15 protein-coding genes and 1 pseudogene are annotated in these 20,553 nt (G+C 42.1%); 14 read left to right on the forward strand and 2 right to left on the reverse strand.

Annotated features, from left to right (window positions below):
* Window positions 1-191 precede the first annotated feature (191 nt).
* Entirely contained in the window at window positions 192-698 is a 507-nt protein-coding gene (locus tag AB4140_RS00850) for a glycine cleavage system protein R (RefSeq protein ID WP_102437687.1), read from the reverse strand.
* A gap of 253 nt (window positions 699-951) precedes the next feature.
* On the opposite strand from AB4140_RS00850, the gene AB4140_RS00855 reads away from it, so the two are divergent.
* From AB4140_RS00855 to AB4140_RS00885, 7 genes and pseudogenes are all read left to right on the forward strand, one after another.
* Window positions 952-3,207, forward strand: coding sequence for an ABC transporter permease subunit (locus AB4140_RS00855; RefSeq protein ID WP_102475668.1), 2,256 nt, complete (start codon window positions 952-954; stop codon window positions 3,205-3,207).
* A 58-nt stretch (window positions 3,208-3,265) separates the two neighbouring features.
* A complete protein-coding gene (gene pstA, locus AB4140_RS00860; protein WP_371999393.1) occupies window positions 3,266-4,924 on the forward strand; it encodes a phosphate ABC transporter permease PstA in 1,659 nt (552 codons plus the stop codon).
* Between the two features lie 28 nt (window positions 4,925-4,952).
* Window positions 4,953-5,771 (forward strand): phosphate ABC transporter ATP-binding protein PstB, encoded by an 819-nt coding sequence (pstB, locus tag AB4140_RS00865; RefSeq protein WP_102437681.1) that lies wholly within the window; start codon window positions 4,953-4,955, stop codon window positions 5,769-5,771.
* 77 nt (window positions 5,772-5,848) lie between these two features.
* On the forward strand, window positions 5,849-6,559 hold the full coding sequence (gene phoU / locus AB4140_RS00870; RefSeq protein WP_102437679.1) for a phosphate signaling complex protein PhoU: 711 nt from the start codon (window positions 5,849-5,851) through the stop codon (window positions 6,557-6,559).
* Window positions 6,560-6,767: 208 nt separating this feature from the next.
* Window positions 6,768-7,331 (forward strand): annotated as a pseudogene (locus tag AB4140_RS00875) (DUF502 domain-containing protein); the annotation flags it as partial.
* 358 nt (window positions 7,332-7,689) lie between these two features.
* A complete protein-coding gene (locus tag AB4140_RS00880; RefSeq protein WP_102437675.1) occupies window positions 7,690-9,660 on the forward strand; it encodes a BCCT family transporter in 1,971 nt (656 codons plus the stop codon).
* A 174-nt stretch (window positions 9,661-9,834) separates the two neighbouring features.
* Window positions 9,835-10,191: a YajD family HNH nuclease gene (locus tag AB4140_RS00885; protein WP_076539886.1), complete on the forward strand. Its 357-nt coding sequence runs from the start codon at window positions 9,835-9,837 to the stop codon at window positions 10,189-10,191.
* 86 nt (window positions 10,192-10,277) lie between these two features.
* On the opposite strand, the gene AB4140_RS00890 is transcribed toward AB4140_RS00885, so the two are convergent.
* Complete coding sequence (locus AB4140_RS00890; protein ID WP_102437673.1) at window positions 10,278-10,508, reverse strand: DUF1289 domain-containing protein; 231 nt, start codon at window positions 10,506-10,508, stop codon at window positions 10,278-10,280.
* A gap of 229 nt (window positions 10,509-10,737) precedes the next feature.
* On the opposite strand from AB4140_RS00890, the gene AB4140_RS00895 reads away from it, so the two are divergent.
* The 7 genes from AB4140_RS00895 to megL all read left to right on the forward strand — a co-directional run bounded on the left by AB4140_RS00895 (window position 10,738) and on the right by megL (window position 20,125).
* Window positions 10,738-12,024, forward strand: a complete 1,287-nt coding sequence (locus AB4140_RS00895) for a chemotaxis protein (RefSeq protein ID WP_347230786.1) — start codon at window positions 10,738-10,740, stop codon at window positions 12,022-12,024.
* 58 nt (window positions 12,025-12,082) lie between these two features.
* Window positions 12,083-13,411, forward strand: a complete 1,329-nt coding sequence (locus AB4140_RS00900) for a methyltransferase (protein ID WP_371999396.1) — start codon at window positions 12,083-12,085, stop codon at window positions 13,409-13,411.
* Window positions 13,412-13,664: 253 nt separating this feature from the next.
* Window positions 13,665-14,714, forward strand: a complete 1,050-nt coding sequence (locus AB4140_RS00905) for a 3-oxoacyl-ACP synthase III (RefSeq protein ID WP_076539890.1) — start codon at window positions 13,665-13,667, stop codon at window positions 14,712-14,714.
* A 48-nt stretch (window positions 14,715-14,762) separates the two neighbouring features.
* Window positions 14,763-15,647: an alpha/beta fold hydrolase gene (locus AB4140_RS00910; RefSeq protein ID WP_102437671.1), complete on the forward strand. Its 885-nt coding sequence runs from the start codon at window positions 14,763-14,765 to the stop codon at window positions 15,645-15,647.
* Window positions 15,648-15,716: 69 nt separating this feature from the next.
* Complete coding sequence (gene oleC, locus AB4140_RS00915; protein WP_303413950.1) at window positions 15,717-17,432, forward strand: olefin beta-lactone synthetase; 1,716 nt, start codon at window positions 15,717-15,719, stop codon at window positions 17,430-17,432.
* Window positions 17,433-17,498: 66 nt separating this feature from the next.
* Window positions 17,499-18,548 (forward strand): 2-alkyl-3-oxoalkanoate reductase, encoded by a 1,050-nt coding sequence (oleD, locus tag AB4140_RS00920; RefSeq protein WP_102437667.1) that lies wholly within the window; start codon window positions 17,499-17,501, stop codon window positions 18,546-18,548.
* A gap of 407 nt (window positions 18,549-18,955) precedes the next feature.
* Window positions 18,956-20,125: a methionine gamma-lyase gene (gene megL / locus AB4140_RS00925; RefSeq protein ID WP_371999399.1), complete on the forward strand. Its 1,170-nt coding sequence runs from the start codon at window positions 18,956-18,958 to the stop codon at window positions 20,123-20,125.
* Window positions 20,126-20,553 lie beyond the last annotated feature (428 nt).

Genomic DNA, 20,553 nt, shown 5'->3' on the forward strand with positions numbered 1-20,553 from the left:
TCATGCAGTCTACCAGATGAATGCCCGTTAGATTAACCGCTTTTTTAGATTGGCTTTAGGGAGAAATACTCCTTAAATACGCTCAAGTAGGGGATAAAAAGTCATGGACTTGGCCATGACTGATTATTTTGCATCTCAAGCTTTCAATACTTCTGAATATGCTGTTCAAGTGCCTTGAAAAATATTGACTATTAAGCACTTTTACTGAGCTTATCTAATACCACATCATCACCTAACTCATACAAAGAGTCAGTAAGTTGCTCTTCTTGGCATGGATCTGATAACCCCAAGCCCATTGTAGCCCTGAACAAGGCGATGCCTGTGTGGCCAGCAGTTTCTTGTTTGCTACTAAATTGCTCGATGTTGATCCCAAGGGCATTGATCTTATTTGAGATTTCCAGCACTAAGCCTTCACGGTCATAAGCGACTAAATTGAAGCTGAGACGTTTTATTGGTACAGGGGTTTGGCTGGTTTTATTAAAGCTGCAGGTTAGGCCGTCAATGCACTCTAAAGCATCTAATAATGCGTCCCATTTAAGGGCTGATACTTCTAACTGTAATATTGCCGCAAAAATGCCATCAATATGACGCATTTCTGAGTCCAGCCAGTTACCGTTATGACGACTTATTACATTGGCGATTTGTTCAACTAATCCTTTTCTATCAGGTGCTTGAAGGGTTATCAGGTAATGAAGCATAAAATAAACTCCCAAAATTTTAACAAATAAATCTGCTGTAACACTACTGTCATAAAGACGTCATATAATTCAGCTCAATAAAATATGGCATTTATAGTCTGCCATAAACACAAGCTAAATAGCTGTTTTAAAACTGGCAATTTGCTTAAAGAAAAAACAGTTCGCTTAAGTAAAAAGCACCGTTTAGTTAGTAACACAGCGAATCAAACAATCATAGCGAAATATCGTTAACGATTAATTATAGAGGTTCTTAATGGAAAGTCAGGTAAGTCAGCCTGGTTCTGCGGCGAAGAGTTTGTTAGTAAACAGACAAACCAGCCGTAGAGCGTTTATGGATAAGGCAGCTGAAGTGGGTGTCACTGTGGGTGGCACCATGGTATTTGTCGCTTTGTTGCTGATTTTCTTTTATTTATTGTATGTGATTAAACCTATATTTGATGGCGCCGATGTTGAGCCTATTTCAACCATCAGCTATCAACAAACTGAGGTCGCGACCTTAATGGTCGGCAGTGATGAGCAAAATGAAATTGCTTATCGGGTATTAGTCGATGGCCAAGTTGATTTTTATTCAGTTGCAGGGCGTCAGTTAATCACCAGCTTCAAACCTAAGCTTCCTAAGGGCGCAACGGTTGTTAGTAGCGCTAAAGCTAAACCTAACGAGCAACGTTTTGCCTTAGGCTTAAGCACTGGTGAAGCATTAATCGTCGGGGTGGATTTTGGAGTAACTTACCCAGATAACAAGCGCACCATTACCCCAAGATTACGTTATCCACTGGGTGAAACACCGATTATGGTGGATGAAGGCCAAGCCCTTAACAATCTGGTTTTTGATTATATCGATAATCGTGTTGGTTTTGCTTATCAAGATGACAATGGCTCGTGGAAGCTAAGTCGCCTTGAAGGCGAAGAAAACATGATGACTGAAGAAATCGAATGGTATTCAGATTTAACCTATATCAAAGATGCACCCAATAATGCCTTTACGGCCTTAATGACACCGGATCATCGTCAATTGATCCTGCCAACATCGAATAAACTGTTTATTTATGATATTCGCAATAGTGACGAACCTAGCTTGTTGCAAGTTATCGATGTGAAAAATGGTAAGTCAGTGGTGTCGAAAGTGATGCTGCTAGCAGGTGCTAGTTCAATTTTAGTCAGTTATGATAATGGCTTAATTGACCAGTATTTCCAAGTCAGTGGTCGCAGTGGTCGTTTGTATCAAAAAATAAGACACTTTGACAATGACGCTAAAGTCGGAGCCATGACGACAGAGTTTTACCGTAAAAGTTTTGCGGTAGTCAGCCCTGAAGGTGAGCTATCACTGCTTTATACCACCAGTCAGCGCAACTTATTCACTGAAACATTTGATATCGCCAACCCGGGCGCGATGGCATTTAGCCCTCGTTCAAACGCCTTAGTGGTTGAAGCTAATAATAAGCTCAACATTTTCGCGGTTGATAATGCTCACCCTGAAGTGTCTTGGAGTGCTTTGTGGGAAAAGGTCTGGTACGAAGGTTACCCAGAGCCACAATATGTATGGCAGTCAACCTCGGGCTCAGATGATTTTGAAGCAAAATTAAGCTTAATGCCGTTAGCTTTTGGCACCATGAAAGCGGCATTTTATGCAATGTTATTTGCCGTGCCTCTGGCCATTGCAGGGGCGATTTATACCGCCTACTTTATGTCGCCAAAAGTGCGCGGCGTGGTTAAGCCGACCATTGAAATCATGGAAGCACTGCCGACAGTAATTTTAGGCTTCTTAGCTGGCCTTTGGTTAGCGCCATTGATTGAAGATCACTTACCGGGCATTTTAGTGTTACTCACATTACTGCCCACCAGTATTTTAGTCAGTGCATTTACCTGGAGTAAATTGCCAGCGAAATGGAAGCAACGCCTACCGGAAACCTATCAAGAGATCATGTTAATTCCAGTGATTTTGTTTGTGGGTTGGTTCTCATTTGAGATTAGCCCTGTAATCGAAATCGCCTTCTTTGATGGTAATACCCGTCAGTTCATTACCAATGATTTAGGCATTACATTCGATCAACGCAACGCCTTTGTTGTGGGTATTGCGATGGGTTTTGCGGTTATTCCAACAATTTTCTCCATTGCTGAAGATGCGATTTTCTCAGTGCCACGTCATTTATCAAATGGTTCACTGGCACTGGGCGCGACTAACTGGCAGACCTTAACCCGCGTGGTGCTGCTTACGGCAAGCCCAGGTATTTTCTCTGCTATCATGATGGGTTTAGGCCGCGCAGTGGGGGAGACCATGATTGTATTAATGGCAACAGGTAACACCGCAATCCTTGAGTGGAGTGTGTTTGAAGGGATGCGTACTCTAGCGGCAAATATCGCCGTCGAGATGCCAGAGTCTGCCATTGGTAGTTCCCATTACCGTGTGCTATTCCTTGCGGCATTTGTGTTGTTTGTATTCACCTTTGTCTTTAACACCATTGCTGAAGTGGTACGCCAACGTCTACGTGAACGTTATAGCTCACTTTAAGGAATGAAGATGAACAGAGTTTTTAATATTTCGCCAATCGCCTTGAGAGGTTTGTGCAATGGGTAAGTGGTTTAAATCAGGTTCTCCATGGATTTGGATGACTGGCGGTGCGGTGAGCATTTGTTTGATTGCAGTACTGGGTTTGTTGTTATTGATTGCGTGGCGCGGCTTAAGTTACTTCTGGCCTGCCGATATTTATCAGTGGCAGCTAGAAGACAATAATGGCGTTAAAACAACCCTAATTGGTGAAATCTACGACCGTGAAGAAGTGCCCACTGAACGTTTAATTGCAGCGGGTCATCAGTTTGATGAACATCCTGGCGAGTTTGTGACTCGTTACTTAGTTAAAACCGGTAACCGTGAATTCGTTGGCTTAGATTTTCGCTGGATCCTCGGCACCGATATCGTCAGCCGTGAAAAGCCAGCTGATGTGGCCATGCTCGAAAGGGCTAAAAATGGTAACTTTTACGGTTATCCAATTGCGGTCATTGAAGACGGTAAGCGCTTAAATATTACCGGCGAGGCCATTGAAACTTCGTTAGTAGCACATATCAAGCGTGCAGTTGATATTGCTGATGAGGCGCTGGCACTGCAAAAGTCTGAAATTGGTTCAGTGAACTATGCCTTAGAGCGTTTGCGCCTAAAAGAGCGTAAATATGAACTGGATGGCAAACTCACTCCAGCGATTAAAGCTGAGATGGACGCCCAAGCAGAGCAGTTAAACCAAGACTACTTAGTTATGGAAAAAGACTTATTTGCCCTGCGCGACAAAGCGGCGCGAGATTCAGTGGTTGTGCGTGATATGCGCGGTGAAGAGGTCACCTTAAAACTTGATAGCGTGCTTGATGTTAGCTATGTCAATCACATGAACATCTTCGATAAACTCGGTCATTGGTTTGTGGGCATGGGGCGTTTTATTAGCCAAGACCCACGTGAAGCTAACACCGAAGGCGGCGTGTTCCCTGCTATTTTTGGTACGGTATTTATGGTGATGCTCATGGCGGTTATCGTGACCCCATTTGGCGTAATCGCGGCAATTTATTTACATGAGTACGCCAAAAAAGGGCCAATTACTAAGATGATCCGTATTGCGGTGATTAACTTAGCCGGTGTGCCATCAATCGTTTATGGTGTATTTGGTTTGGGCTTCTTTGTGTATATGCTTGGTGGTTCGTTAGATCAGCTGTTTTACCCTGAAGCATTGCCTGCGCCAACGTTTGGTTCTCCAGGGGTGATTTGGTCAGCCTTAACCTTGGCTATCTTAACTTTACCTGTGGTGATTGTATCTACGGAAGAGGGCTTAAGCCGTATTCCAAGTGCCGTGCGTCAAGGCAGCTTAGCCTTAGGGGCAACCAAATTTGAAACCTTATGGCGCATTGTTATTCCAATGGCAAGCCCTGCGATTATGACCGGACTTATTCTTGCGGTCGCCCGAGCAGCAGGTGAGGTAGCACCACTGATGTTAGTGGGCGTGGTAAAACTGGCGCCGACATTACCGATTGATATGAACTTCCCGTTTGTGCATTTAGAACGTAAGTTTATGCATCTTGGGTTCCATATTTATGACGTTGGCTTTCAAAGCCCTAACGTTGAAGCGGCGAGACCATTGGTTTACGCGACTTCATTCTTATTAGTATCTGTGATTGTGACACTTAACTTAACAGCAATTAGTGTACGTAATCACTTACGTGAAAAATTCCGTTCGCTAGAACATTAATTAGCGATATCCTGAGGAAAATACAAAAATGATTTCAATTGATCAACGCGCAACTAAATCTAACATTATTGATTTAGCAAACTTACCCGCACAGGATACTGCCCTAGAAATTCGTAACCTTGATTTACGTTATGGTGATAAGCAGGCGTTATATAACGTTGGAATGAAAATTCCTAAAAAACAAGTCACCGCCTTTATTGGCCCAAGTGGTTGTGGTAAATCAACCTTACTGCGTTGTATTAACCGCATGAATGACTTGGTTGAAACCTGTAAAATCAGTGGTGAAATCTTACTGAACGGGCAAAATATTTATGACAAAAATGTTGATGTCGCTCAGTTGCGTCGAAATGTCGGTATGGTTTTCCAGCGCCCAAACCCATTTCCTAAATCAATTTATGAGAATGTGGTTTATGGCTTACGCCTACAAGGGGTGAGTAATCGCCGCGAACTAGACGAAGCTGCTGAAATGTCATTACGTGGCGCTGCGATTTGGGATGAAGTGAAAGATCGCTTACACGATAATGCTTTTGGCCTATCGGGTGGTCAGCAACAACGTTTGGTTATTGCTCGCGCTATTGCTATTGAGCCTGAAGTGTTATTGCTTGATGAGCCCACATCAGCACTGGATCCTATTTCAACCTTAACCATCGAAGAGCTGATCACTGAGCTTAAATCGAAATACACAGTAGTGATAGTGACCCATAACATGCAACAAGCGGCGCGGGTTTCTGATCAAACCGCCTTTATGTACATGGGCGAGTTGATTGAATATGCGGATACCAATACCATTTTCACCACGCCGCAAAAGCGTAAAACCGAAGATTACATCACAGGTCGTTACGGTTAATAATAACGAAGTGAGTAAGCTGGCGCTTATGGCAAGTCATTGGTGAGAAAGTCAGAGATAATTAAGGTAATAAAGTAATGGAAAACAAAAGTTTAAATAAGCATATTTCTGGACAGTTTAATGCTGAATTAGAAGATATTCGTAACCGTGTTTTGGCCATGGGCGGTTTAGTTGAGCGCCAACTTGAACAAGCCCTTGATGCTCTTGGTAGCTTAGATGCCGAGCTTGCCCAAAAAGTGATTAATGGCGATCACCGCGTAAATGGCATGGAAGTGTCAATTGATGAAGAATGCACCCGCATTATTGCTAAGCGCCAACCAGCGGCAAGTGACTTACGTTTAATTATCACCATAACTAAAACTATTACTGATTTAGAGCGTATTGGTGATGCTTGTGTACGTATCGCAAAAGCAGCATTAGATAAACGTTTAAACAATCAACAGCCATTATTGGTGAGTATTGAAAACATGGGTCGCCATGCAACCCGTACCTTGCATTCGACACTGGACGCGCTTGCACGTATGGATGCTGATAATGCCTTAGAGTTACACAAAGAAGATGCCAAACTAGACAAAGAATATGAAGGGATTATTCGTCAGTTAATGACCTATATGATGGAAGATCCTCGCTCAATTCCTGGTGTGTTAGATGTACTTTGGGCTGCGCGGGCGGTTGAGCGTGTGGGGGACCGCTGTAAAAACATTTGTGAGTACATTATCTATTTCGTTAAAGGTAAAGATGTTCGCCATACTTCCTATGAAGAGATGGAAAAAGATCTAAATATGTAAGCTATGTTTGCCTGCAAGCAAAAAATAACAGTCTCATTATGGTTAATGGGACTTTTTTATTGCTGTCACTTTTATGCTGGTAGTGCTAATGCTGTGAGCCAACTCACAAAAGTTAATTAGCCTTTGCTCAACAAGGGGGCTAAATAGGCTGGAGCATTAGCAAACTGTGTTAAAATTTCTGTAATTCCTCGTTCGTTTTGTAGGCTCAATGAAAAACACCCTTTCTCGTGGTTTAACTAACTTACTGCCAATGGCACTGAGTCTGTGGTTATTCTGGTCATTATTTATTTCTTTAGATGGTTTAGGCCATTTACTGCTGGATATTGTTAATTTAGAAAACAGCTTTGTCGGCGCCGGGTTTATTTTGGTGGCAGTGTTAGTGTTTATTTCAGGGCTGTTATTTTCATTTAGCCCATTTGCTTGGTTATACGCTTGGCTTGAGCGTCAATTAATGAAGTTCCCGCTGTTTAAATCTGTCTATGGCAGTATTCGTGATATTGCGAACTTAATGAAACGAGACGGTAAGCCAAAGAATCAAAAAACCGTATTGATCAAGCAAGCCAATGGCGGTTATGTGGTTGGCTTTATCATGAATCAACAGGCGCCTAAACCGCTTACTGAAGCCCTACCTGAAGGTGATTGGGTGCCAGTATTGTTTCAGCTTAGCTACCAAATGGCTGGGGTGACGAGTTTAGTCAAGCGTGAAGATTTAATTGAAGTCGATTGGTCATTTGAAGATGCCATGCGCTTTAACTTAACTGCGGGGATCTCGATTGCTAATGCCAATACTAATACAAACGCTAATGCCAATACTAATACTAATACAAATACAAATACAAACGCTAATGCCAATAGTGATATAAACGCTAATGCCAATAGTGATATAAACGCAAATGCTAGCGGCAATGCAACTAGCGATGAAGCGTCAGCTAATGAAACTTTGGCGTCAGATAATAGCACTTCAGCAACTAAGAAATAGTGCTTTTTAATCCCAATGCGCGCGAGTACAAATTTACCCCTCAATGATTACGTTAAACGCAATCCAATAGAACCAGCCTATACTTATGCAATTGTCAGCGCAATTGTTACCTATGTAGCTGTGTTCATTATCCTATTTACAGGTCTCAATCATGTTTAAGAAAGCGAGTGTTAACCCTCCGGTTTTCTTCCCTTCAGTATTGCTTATTTTTGTCATGGTATTTATTTGTGCCGTTTGGCCAAATGAAGCTAGCCAATTTTTTAAAGCCATTCAAAGTTGGTTAGAAGTTAAAGCGGGCTGGTTGTATATTGTTGGGGTGGCTATTTTTCTCATCTTTATTATTTTTGTCATGATGAGCCGTTTTGGTGACATCAAACTAGGCCCAGATCATTCCGTGCCTGACTACAGCTTTAAAAGCTGGGTATCTATGCTGTTTTCTGCAGGGATGGGTATTGGATTAATGTTCTTTGGCGTGGCAGAGCCAGTGATGCATTATTTAGCCCCACCTGATGCAACGCCTGAGTCACTGGAGGCTGCAAAAGATGCCATGAAGATTACTTTTTACCATTATGGCATCCATATTTGGTCAATCTATGCCGTAGTGGCTTTAAGCTTAGCGTATTTCTCATATCGTCATAAACTGCCTTTACTGCCACGTTCTGCCTTATATCCACTCATTGGCGAGCGTATCTATGGCCCTATAGGGCACGCGGTTGATACGTTTGCGGTGATCGGCACCATGTTTGGCGTAGCAACCTCATTGGGCTTTGGGGTGCTACAGGTCAATTCAGGCTTAAGTTATTTAATTGATGGTTTGCCAAATAACATCACTGTGCAAATTATTATCATTATGGCGATTACCGCGATAGCAACGGTTTCTGTTTTTGCAGGCTTAGATAGAGGCGTTAAACGTTTAAGTGAGCTTAACCTTGCGTTAGCACTTCTATTGCTTGTGGCAGTTTTAGTTCTTGGACCAACAGTGCTGTTACTGCAAGCATTTGTTCAAAATACCGGTGGTTATTTAAGTGATATTGTGGGTAAAACCTTTAACTTATACGCCTACGAGCAAAAAGATGATTGGCTTGGTGGCTGGACATTATTGTATTGGGGCTGGTGGATCTCATGGTCGCCATTTGTAGGTACTTTTATTGCTCGTGTCAGTCGTGGGCGCACTATTCGAGAATTCTTAGTCGGGGTGTTATTTTTCCCAACTGGCATCACTTTCCTATGGATGACAGTATTTGGTAATAGCGCCATTGATATGATTAGAAACCATGGGGCGAGTTATCTATCGGATGCGGTTTCTAATGATGTATCGGTGGCCTTGTTTCGATTTTTTGAGCATCTACCATTTTCATCAGTATTGTCCATCATTGCCATATTCTTAGTGGTAACATTTTTTGTTACTTCATCAGATTCCGGCTCGTTAGTGATTGATAACTTGACCTCAGGCGGTAATGAACAAGCGCCAGTAGGCCAGCGAGTTTTTTGGGCGATACTGCAAGGTGTTGTCGCGAGCGTATTATTACTCGCTGGTGGCTTACAAGCGTTACAAACAGCAGCGATTGCCAGTGCAATGCCAATCATGATTGTGATGCTATTGATGTGCCTTGGCTTGTATAAAGCCTTACAAGATGATCGCTTGAAATTAGAAAGTGTGCAGCAACACAATACCAGTGTGCAATTTGCTAAAGCCAACATGAGCTGGGAAGATCGTATTGATGTACTGGTCTCTCACCCCAGTCAAGAAGATGCGCAGCGATTTTTAGATAACATCGCCAAACCGGGACTTGAACAAGTCAGACAAATATTTTTAGCTAAAAATATGCCTGCTGTCATCACCCAAGATGATGAAAGGGTACGTTTATTGATCGGTAACAACGAAACCCTGCAGTTTGCTTATGGGCTGCGTATTCGAGCATTTACCATGAATGGTGCCGATGTCGAAGGCTTTGCTAGTGAGCAAGACTATTATCGGGTGGAAGTGTTCTTAGAGCACGGCGGTCAGCATTACGATGTGATGGGTTATACTCAAGAGCAAATTATTGCAGATATCGTTAATCAATATGAACGCTATTTACACTACCAGCATTTGTCTAATTCAGAGTTAGTGACTTACTAGCGGCTGCTTGTTTTAAGCGGTGCTTGTTTTAAGTGGTGCTTGTTTTAAGTGGTGCTTGTTTTAAGTGATGTTAGTATTACTCGAGCAGTGCAATTGTGATAGAAAACATTGCCCCAACCGATAACAGCGCTTATCCTTGGGGTAATTTTGTAATGAAAGTAAATTGGAAAGTCGATGTCAGCTACTCAAAGTAAATTAGATAAAGTATTAGCAGAAGCCAGAGATTACAAAGCCACTCGTGAAAAAGGCTACCGTGAACAAGCCTTAAAACTCTATCCTTGGATATGTGGCCGTTGTACACGTGAGTTTACTCATAAGAATTTATCTGAGCTGACGGTACACCATGTTGATCATAACCATGATAACAACCCGTCAGATGGCTCGAACTGGGAATTGTTATGCTTGTATTGCCACGATAATGAACATTCTCGATTTGAAGAGTTGATCCGTTATGGCAATACCACTGAAACCAAGCAAGAAGCCGCTACCTATAATCCATTTGCAGATTTAAAAGCAATGATGAAAAAGTAGCTTTGTTTACTGATACTCAGATGAAAAGCCCATATTTATGGGCTTTTTTGTGCTTGGCTGAAAGCTTTATTGCTCAGCTTTACAATTCAAGGCTGTTCAATTTCCGCTTGGGCTTTTAACCACTTCTCACGGCTGATGATCTGGCTATTATTACCGCCTTTCATTCGTTCTTTTCGTTGTGGCAGTTGTTGCCATACCGCTTGTTTTTTCTCTTCACTGGCTTGTCCCCAGCCAACAATTTCATTGATGTGGCGAAAACAGCCCATGCAGTAATCTGCTTCATTTAAGCCGCATTTGGCGACGCAAGGTGAGTGCATTGTTAATCCTTTACCGTTCTAAAGTCTTGGCATTTATTGATTAAACCATATAGACAAATTAAATAAATAAAACTAGGCTGCGACTAGCTATAGTTTATTGAATTAATTAAGTTATTTGCAAGTTTAATTGGTTGTAACTATGGCTTTGTTGTCAGTGTTTCGTTGGTTTTTTGCTATAATAAATAGCCAACTTGCTGCTTTATTGTGTCGCTATTGCGTGGAGAGTACCATGAAATCATGGTTTAATTTAGCTGTAAAAAATCTTGCTAGCCTGAGTAGTCGTTGCTGGTTTGCTCAGTTTCACCCCCTTATTATCACCTGTAAAAAACTGCTTAGCCTTATGAGTATCGGCTTGTTATCTTTAAGTTTAACGGCTTGTTCACTGCTAGAAGTTAAGCTTGAAAGTGGCGTTGAACCCTTACCTAAAGAGCAGATAAACATGCGTATGTTTAGCCGTGAATTTAGCTATAGCTTTTATGCTGAAATTGAAGCCACCGCAGACCGCATTGCAGCTAATAGCGATGATGACAACGTTAGAGCTAACACCTTAATGTGGAAAATTTACGCTGAGCAAAGCCTGCAGCGGGCTATATTCCAAGCCTCTCCAGTAGCGGCAATGCTCGATACTTGGGTGTTGACCGAGCAAATGAAGCAGTTTTATGAAACTGGTGCTGGCAGTGAGTTATTCGGTGAACAACAGCAGCTCGCGATAGATAGCAGTGAAAAATTAGCGGATCAATTCGTCTCGACAGTAAAAGGCTTTATTAGCAACCAAAAGTTCAAAAATAATCAAGCGTTTGTGAGCCAATATGTGGCTGAAAATCCGCTTGAGGATATTACCTTTACCCGCACTACTGCCTTTAATGCTTGGTTGGCTTTTAGCAATATTTCAGAGTTTGAAGCCATTACCACTTTTGGTTCAATGCCTGAGGTGATGAGTGATATGTCTGATCGTATGGCGATGACCACTGAGCAGATGCCAAAAATTCTTGGCTGGAAAGCCGAGTTATATGCACTTCATGCTGATGTTAGCGCCGCTGATATAGAATTAGCCCTTAAAAATATCAGTGAAACCACCAAAAAATTTCAGCAGTTAATGCAGCAAACCCCTGAAATGATGACCATGCTTGCCGGTGATATGCGAGTGGAGCTGGCGCCATTATTAGATCAACTGAGTGATGTCACAGATGATAAACTGCAGCAGTTATCAAAAGAGCGTGAATCACTAGCCTTAATTATTGTTCACGAGCGAGAAGCGTTAGCGCAAATGATTGCTGATGAACGCAGCGCTGCTATTCAAGATTTAGATGCACTAACCCAAAAAACCGTTGAATTAGTGTTTGCCCAAGTGATTGAGTTAATTAAAAGTGTGATTGTGTATTTCATTTTATTCTTAATTGCGATATTTTTTGCGCCTCTAGCTATGGGGGTTTGGTTAGGTAAACGCATGGCGGTTCGAAAGTCTGAACCCAAATCTAACCCTAAATCAGCTATCAAAGTCGCAGGTAGTGAGTAGTGAGAGTGCTTAATGATGGTGTAAACCATCAATCACACCAATAAACCATAGGATGCCAATGAGCACACAGATTGCCATGAACTGCGCGACAGACGCTAACAATTGTAGCGACAATAGCGCCAAGCTAGGCCAGCTTAGCGAGTGCTTACTAAAGCTAAATAGTTTGTGGCAAGTGAAAGCCTTTGATTGTCAGCAATTACCTTGGTCTGAGCAGTTTCCTTGCTTAGCCGCAAAGGTTTGGGCCATTGCTGATACTGACATAGAGGCACTAGATGTAGCTCAAGGGGCATTGGTATCGGCGTTACTGCCGTCATTGATGCAAGATATGCAGCAGTTGGGGATGAAAATTGATGGCTTAGCCGCGATGTTAAGCACATCGACAAATGGTGATGTATCGTTAACGAGACCAGAACCCAAATCGTTTGAAGCACACGCTGTAGAAATAGGCCTGTCTGACACTGAGCTTAGCCATTTCAGCGCCCATATCAAAGGCCGAAAGTGGCAGCAAATTACTGCTTTTTCAGCGCATATTCCTAAAGGAAACCCGATTGTTGAATGGTGTGCAGGTAAAGGCCATTTGGGACGTTATATTGCTAAAACCCATCAAGTTAAGGTTAGCAGTTTAGAGTGGCAACAAAGCTTGTGTGAGCAAGGCCAGCAGTTTGCAGACAAGTGGCAATTGTCGCAGCAGTTTCATTGTGTTGATGTGTTTAACTTAGCCAATAGTACATTAGGGGCCAACCCGCTAAGTTCAGAGCAACATGCCATTGCGTTACATGCCTGTGGTGATTTACATGTTAGGCTGCTGGAGTTAGCCGCTCAAGCAAACACCAAACAAATCTCGTTTTCACCTTGTTGTTATCATCTTATTCAAGCTAATTACTATCAGCCGCTATCCCATGCTGCAAAAAACAGTGGCCTTAAGCTATCGCGACATGATTTACAGTTGCCGCTGCAGCAAAGTGTGATTGCCAATGACAAGCAGCAAGCATTACGACATCAAGAAATTGCTTGGCGCTTAGGCTTTGATAGCTTGCAGCGAGATATTAGCGGTAATGATCGCTATCTGCCGATCCCCAGTGTTAAACGAAGCCAGTTATCGGCATCATTTAGTGATTTTTGTTATTGGGCTGGGGCGCAAAAACAAGTCAATATCGGCGCTGTAACCGACTTTGATGCCTATCTTGCTCAAGGGGTAGCTAGGCAAAGGCTAACTCAGCGTATCGATCTAGTCGCGCACCTGTTTAGGCACGCTTTAGAGCAGTGGTTATTACTGGATAGAATGTGCTTTTTACAACAGCAGGGTTATCAAGTTACCATGGTTGAATTTTGTGCAAACGAAATCACACCAAGGAATTGGTTAATTCAAGCTGAAAAATTAACCTAATTAAATAATTCTGTTCGAATAGTTTTCTAAGGTACTGTTTAATAGTTTTTATTTTAAATCCTCTTGATTAACCCCTTTAGTGATACAGTTAATACCCCAGCGATAAACTGCGGCTTTGGTAGATTTATATATTACTAATTGTGGTTTTGTATTGAATATTGAAGCTTTTCTTGTTCAAATGGCGGGTTAGTAGCAAATACCAATAAATTCGGTTGCCTAAGGCGGCCTTAAAGTGAGCGATTGATACGGTTTCATGAAATATTCCCGCGTTTTTATTAATAGTATGGCCTATGAGTTAGCACCCCAAGTGGTGTCTAGTCTAGACCTAGAATCTCGTCTTGCGCCGCTTTATCAAAAGTTTCGTATTCCAATGGGGCAATTAGCCGCTTTAACCGGTATTAAGGAACGTCGCTGGTGGCCAAAAGGTTATCGTTTATCTGACGGCGCTATCAGTGCTGCCCGTAAAGCGGTTGCTGAAACAGGTATCAATGTCAGTGATTTAGGGGCAGTTGTTTACACAGGCGTGTGCCGTGACCAACATGAGCCCGCAACCGCGTGCCGCGTGGCTGCAGAGCTTGGTGTGTCTAAAGATACCGCGATTTACGATATCAGTAACGCTTGTTTAGGTGTGCTTTCTGGCATTTTAGATATCGCTAACCGTATTGAGCTTGGACAAATTAAAGCCGGTATGGTGGTATCTTGTGAATCGGCGCGCGATATTGTTGAAGTCACTATCGACAATATGCTCAATGAGCCGACAATGCAGAATTTTGCCCAATCGCTAGCGACCTTAACCGGTGGCTCTGGTGCGATTGCGGTTATCTTAACTGACGGTAGCTTACCGCTTAAAAATACTCGTAATCATCAGCTATTAGGTGCCAGCCACTTATCGGCGCCTGAGCATCACGAGTTATGTCAGTGGGGCCTACAAGAAACCAGTCAAAAGTTATATCGTGAGTTTATGCGTACCGATGCCGTCACCTTACTTAAAGAAGGGGTTGATCTGGCTAAGCATACTTGGGAACACTTCTTAACTCAGCGTGAGTGGTTAGTGGATCAAGTTGATAAAGTGATTTGTCATCAAGTGGGCGCATCAAACCGCAAACAAGTGTTAAATGCTCTCAATATTCCTCATGAAAAAGAATTTCCAACTTATGAAACCTTGGGCAATATGGGCACGGTTTCGCTGCCAGTAACAGCGGCGATGGCCCACGACCAAGGCTTTTTAAAATTAGGCGATCAAGTGAGCTTTCTAGGCATAGGCAGCGGGTTGAACTGTATGATGCTAGGCATCAAGTGGTAATCATTTCGCTGGTTATAGAATAAGTATTATAAAATTGTAGGAAGCATCATGTTAGAAAATCTGTTGCCTTTTGATAGCCATTATTTAGACCGCAGTGGTAACAAACTGCATTATGTTAATGAAGGCCAGGGTGAGCCAGTGGTTATGGTTCATGGAAATCCAAGCTGGAGTTATTACTACCGTAACTTAGTCAGTGCATTAAGCACCAATTATCAGTGTATTGTGCCTGATCATATTGGTTGTGGTTTATCGGATAAACCTGATGACCCACAATACGATTACACATTAGAAAATCGTATTGATGATTTAGAAGCGCTGTTAGATCATTTAGATGTCAAAGAAAACATCACCTTAGTGGTTCATGACTGGGGCGGAATGATTGGTATGGGCTATGCTGCCCGTTATCCTGAGCGCATTAAGCGCTTAGTATTTTTAAACACAGCAGCATTTCACTTACCTGAATCTAAGCCTTTTCCTTGGGCATTATGGGTTTGCCGCGAAACTATTTTAGGGACGTTTTTGGTCAGAGGCTTTAATGCCTTTTCATCCATTGCATCCTATGTGGGTGTTAAACGTCAGCCAATGGCCAAAGCAGTGCGCGAAGCCTACGTTGCGCCATTTAATAGCTGGAAAAACCGTATTTCAACCTTACGTTTTGTGCAGGATATTCCGTTAAAGCCTGAAGATCGTAACTATGAGTTAGTTTCAAATATTGCTGATAGTTTATCTAAATTCTCTGAAGTGCCAACACTGATTTGTTGGGGACTACAGGATTTTGTATTTGATAAGCACTTTTTAGCAAAGTGGCGTCAATATATGCCCCATGCGCAAGTAAGAGAGTTTGATGACTGTGGTCATTATATTCTTGAAGATGCTAGCGAAGATGTCATCGGGCTTATTCAGAACTTTATGGCTAACAACCAGCAAAGCTAAACAGCGACCTTGGGCGTGATGAAATACTCATTATTCACGCCCAAGTTATAAACCAATGACATCAGGCTTATGACATTAAAAACGGCTAACATCTGTCGGCATTTACAAGATGCGGCAAATAACTTTCCTTCTCAATTAGCTGTCGCGGTGCAAACAGCGACATCTGCCAATCAAGCCTCTCACGCTTTAACTTATCAAGACGTCGATTTTGGCTCCCTAAACCAACAATCTGATGATATTGCCTATCGTTTAAATGCCTTTGGCCTTCAAGCTGGCATGAAAGCTGTGTTGATGGTGACCCCAAGCATTGATTTTTTCGTGCTAACGTTTGCGTTATTTAAAGCGGGCGTAATTCCTATTCTGGTCGATCCCGGTATGGGGGTTAAAAACTTAAAACAATGTTTTGAAGAGTCACAACCCGATGTGTTTATTGGTATCCCTAAAGCCCATATTGCCAGAAGAATATTAGGTTGGGGTAAATCTTCGGTTAAGCTTTGCTTAAATGTGGGCGGCAGTAGTATTCAGCGTTGGTTATCAGGCGCAGTGAGTATTGACGCCTTGCCACAGGTTAGTGGATCATTTGCCAAAGCTTACCCCATGGTCACACTGTGTGATGATCAAATGGCGGCAATTTTATTTACCAGTGGCAGTACAGGCACCCCAAAAGGTGTGGTGTATTCCCATGGCATGTTTGAAGCGCAAATTAGCGCCCTTAAACATGATTACGGCATTAAGCCCGGTGAGCGCGACTTAGCGACTTTTCCATTATTTTCATTATTTGGCCCTGCACTGGGTATGGCATCTATTGTGCCAGCGATGGACGCCAGTAAACCCATAACCGCTAATCCTGAGTATTTATTCGCAGCGATTGAGAAATATCAATGTACTAATATGTTTGTTAATCCGGCATTGCTGGAGCGCTTAGGCGCCGCTGCTGAAACTAAAACCGCAGCCCAAAACCAAGCATTTACATTACCAAGCGTGCAAAGAGTTATTTCAGCAGGGGCGCCAGCAACCATCTCATCAATAAAGCGTTTTAGCAAAATGTTAGCAACAGGAGTTGAGGTGCTCAACTCTTATGGGGCGACAGAGTCTTTGCCGATTAGCATGATGCCAAGCAGCGAGCTGTTTGATACCACCGCCGCAACTGATGCTGGTAAAGGTATTTGTGTGGGTAAAGCCATTGATGGTGTTGAGATTAGCATTATCGATATTACTGAGTCAGTTATCAGCCATTGGGATGAAGCCGATATTTTACCTGTAGGAAAGATTGGTGAAATCGTCGTAAAAGGGCCGATGGTAAGTCGTGAGTATTATCATCGCGATAGTGCAACTAAGCTGGCCAAAATTACTGATGCTGACGGTATTCGACACCGCATGGGTGATGTCGGTTACTTGGATGAATTAGGGCAATTATGGATGTGTGGCCGCAAGGCCCATCGAGTTGATCAAACTCTAAAAGGTAGCCTTAGTAAACGTTATTTTTCAATTCCCTGTGAGCGGGTATTTAACACCCATAAACAAGTAAAACGTTCAGCACTGGTGAATATTGTCATTAATGGCAATATTGAACCACTGTTATGTGTCGAACTTGATAAAGCCATGACTTGCTCAAACAGTAAAGCGCTATACCAAGAGTTAGTTGATATCGCTGAAAAACATACACATACAATGGGTATTTCACGTTTTTTAATTCATCCAGATTTTCCTGTTGATGTCAGACACAACGCGAAAATATTCAGAGAAAAATTAGCTGTTTGGGCTCAAAAACAGTGGAAAGAATAGTGCAAATCGTTGCTGAAATGTTTGCCAACAATCAATTTTTATTTGCGTTCTCAATTAGGTAAATACATGCTTGAACTCGAAATGTTATTAAAGCCAGAACAGGCAGCCTTAGCTGCGCTTAAAAGTCGGGTTAACAAAGTATTTGTCACCGGGGCAGGTGGTTTTTTAGGTAAAGCGATTTGTACTCGTCTGCGAGCAGCAGGCATTGAAGTTAATGGTTTTGCTCGTGGTGAATATCCTGCATTAACGGCGATGGGCGTTAACATGTATCAAGGTGATATTAGCGATTCAGATGCGCTAGCAGCGGCGATGCAAGATTGTGATTTAGTGTTTCATGTGGCGTCAAAAGCGGGTGTTTGGGGCGATAGAGATAGCTATTTTGCCCCTAACGTTAATGGAACCGCTAATATCCTGCGTGCGTGTAAAGCATTAAAGATCAATCATGTGGTTTACACCAGTACTCCAAGTGTCACCTTTGCGGGTGAAGATGAAGCCGGTATTGATGAATCTTCCCCTTATGCCGCTAGCTTTTTAAACTTTTATGGTCACTCTAAAGCCATTGCCGAAAAAATGGTGCTAGAAGCCAATGGGCCGCAGTTGAAAACCACCGCATTAAGACCGCATTTAATTTGGGGACCTGAAGATCCACACTTGGTGCCTAGAGTGATAGCGCGGGCGAAAATCGGCAAGCTAAAGTTGGTGGGTAAACAAGATAAACTGGTTGATACCATTTATGTTGATAATGCCGCTTATGCGCATATTCTTGCGGCAGTAGACTTAACGCAACAAGCTAAGAGTGCAGGTAAGGCATATTTTTTAAGTAACGATGAACCTATCACTATGGCGGCCATGCTCAATAACATTTTAGCCTGTGTTGATATTGCTCCAGTGACGAAACGAGTTCCTGCTGGTGTGGCGTATAGCGCGGGTGTGGTATTAGAAACCATCTATAAAATACTTGGTAAACAGCAAGAGCCGATTATGACAAGGTTTGTCGCAAGACAATTATCCACCTGTCATTATTTTGATATTAGCGCCGCTAAAAACGATTTAGGTTATGAAGCGCTGATCAGTATTGACGAAGGTATGTTGCGCTTAAAAGCATCACTAAATTAAGCCGATAATTTAAATCGCTAATTTAAGTTGAAATTTAAATTATCAGCAAGGGATTACCAGTATACATGTTGTTGCTGGTGATCTTGTTTCATCACATCAGTTGTATGTTATCTGTCATTATTATTAAAGCACTGTGCAAATCACTAATCACTAATCACTAATCACTATAACCACTAGAATCCTCGTTGACTCATTGTTTATAACCGCAGTCACAATCTAAAACTTTAAATATGTAAAAACAACATCTTGCGCGCCATTCTTGGTTGTGATGTAACATTGTGTTTACAATGTGTTCAATATGAATAATCGCTAAACTATTGGTTAAAATTTTCAGCGCGCTATCTTAAATTCCTGTCCACACACATAGTAAAATAATTTAAATTCATATGTGGGCCTGGGAGAGCGAGATGCCAGATCAATGGAAACCAGCCACAGTAGCGATTCATGGTGGTCATATAAAGGAAGCGTTTGGCGCATTAGTCACGCCACTTTATCAAAGTGCCACCTTCGTGTTTGACAATGCCCAGCAGGGCGGAGCCAGGTTTGCCGGTGACGAACAAGGCTACATTTATACGCGTCTTGGTAACCCTACTACCGCAGAGTTAGAACGTAAAATGGCCTTACTTGAAGGGGCAGAATCTGCCGCTGCATGTGCCTCAGGCATGGCTGCTGTTTCAGCGGCGTTAATGACTCATCTGGAGGCTGGCGATCATTTAATTTCATCAAATGCGGTGTATGGCTGCACTTTTGCTTTGTTGAGTAGCCAACTAAAACGGTATGGCGTGGATACAACATTTGTAGACTTTTCAGATCCCTTAGCAATTGAAGCGGCAATTCAGCCTAATACTAAATTGGTATTTTGTGAGAGCCCTGTCAATCCGCATTTACAAGTATTTGATTTAACCGCAATAGCAGCTATTGCAAAGCGCAATAATTTGATAAGTATTGTTGATAACACCTTTATGACGCCTTTATTGCAACAGCCGCTGACTTTGGGTATTGATATGGTGATCCACAGTGCAACCAAATACTTAAATGGTCATGGGGATGTCATTGCAGGCATTGTTTGTGGAAGTGAAGCGCATATTCATCAATTAAAATACCAAATTCTTAAAGACTTTGGCGGTGTTATTTCGCCCCATGATGCATGGCTAATTTTAAGAGGATTAAAAACCTTAGATGTCAGGTTAAGCCGTCATTGTGACAATGCTGAAAAGTTGGCTGTTTACCTTAATCAACATACAAAAGTAAGCAGTGTTTTTTATCCCGGGCTTGAAAATCATCAAGGCTTTAAATATGTCGGCAAACAAATGCGTCGAGCGGGTGGGGTAATCGCCTTTGAATTAATAGGGTCCGAACAAGATGCGATTAACTTTGTAAATAAATTAAAACTGTTCACGATAGCCGTGAGTTTGGGCGATGCGGAGTCACTTATTCAGCATCCTGCATCAATGACTCATTCACCCTACACCCCCGAAGCGAGAGCAGAAGCGGGGATAACCGATAATTTATTACGGATTTCAGTTGGGTTAGAAAACGTAGAAGATTTGATTATCGATATTAAACAAGCACTTTAGGTAATAAAACTTTTGAAAGCGATTTAAATACGGCTTTAGCAAGTAAAATTATTAGAAGTTTTTTGAAATTTAATGAGAATATTTTGAAATTAAGAAGGATATTTTGAAATTGAAGAAGAGTATTACTATTTGAAAGTGATTTATATTGGTTGCGGGAGCTGGATTTGAACCGACGACCTTTGCAGATTTATTAGGGTTGAGCCCGAACTGAGGATCTAAAAATCGACGCAATACACTTGAGCTTGAAAAGTGATGAAGAATATTTTGAAATTAAGAAGGGTATTTTTAAATTTAAGAAGAGTATTACTATTTGAAAGTGATTTAAATTGGTTGCGGGAGCTGGATTTGAACCAACGACCTTTGCAGATTTATAAGAGTTGAGCCCGAACTGAGGATCTAAAAATCGGTGCAATACACTTGAGCTTGAA

This window comes from Shewanella sp. 10N.286.51.B2 (genome assembly GCF_041469265.1).
Taxonomy (GTDB): Bacteria; Pseudomonadota; Gammaproteobacteria; order Enterobacterales; family Shewanellaceae; genus Shewanella.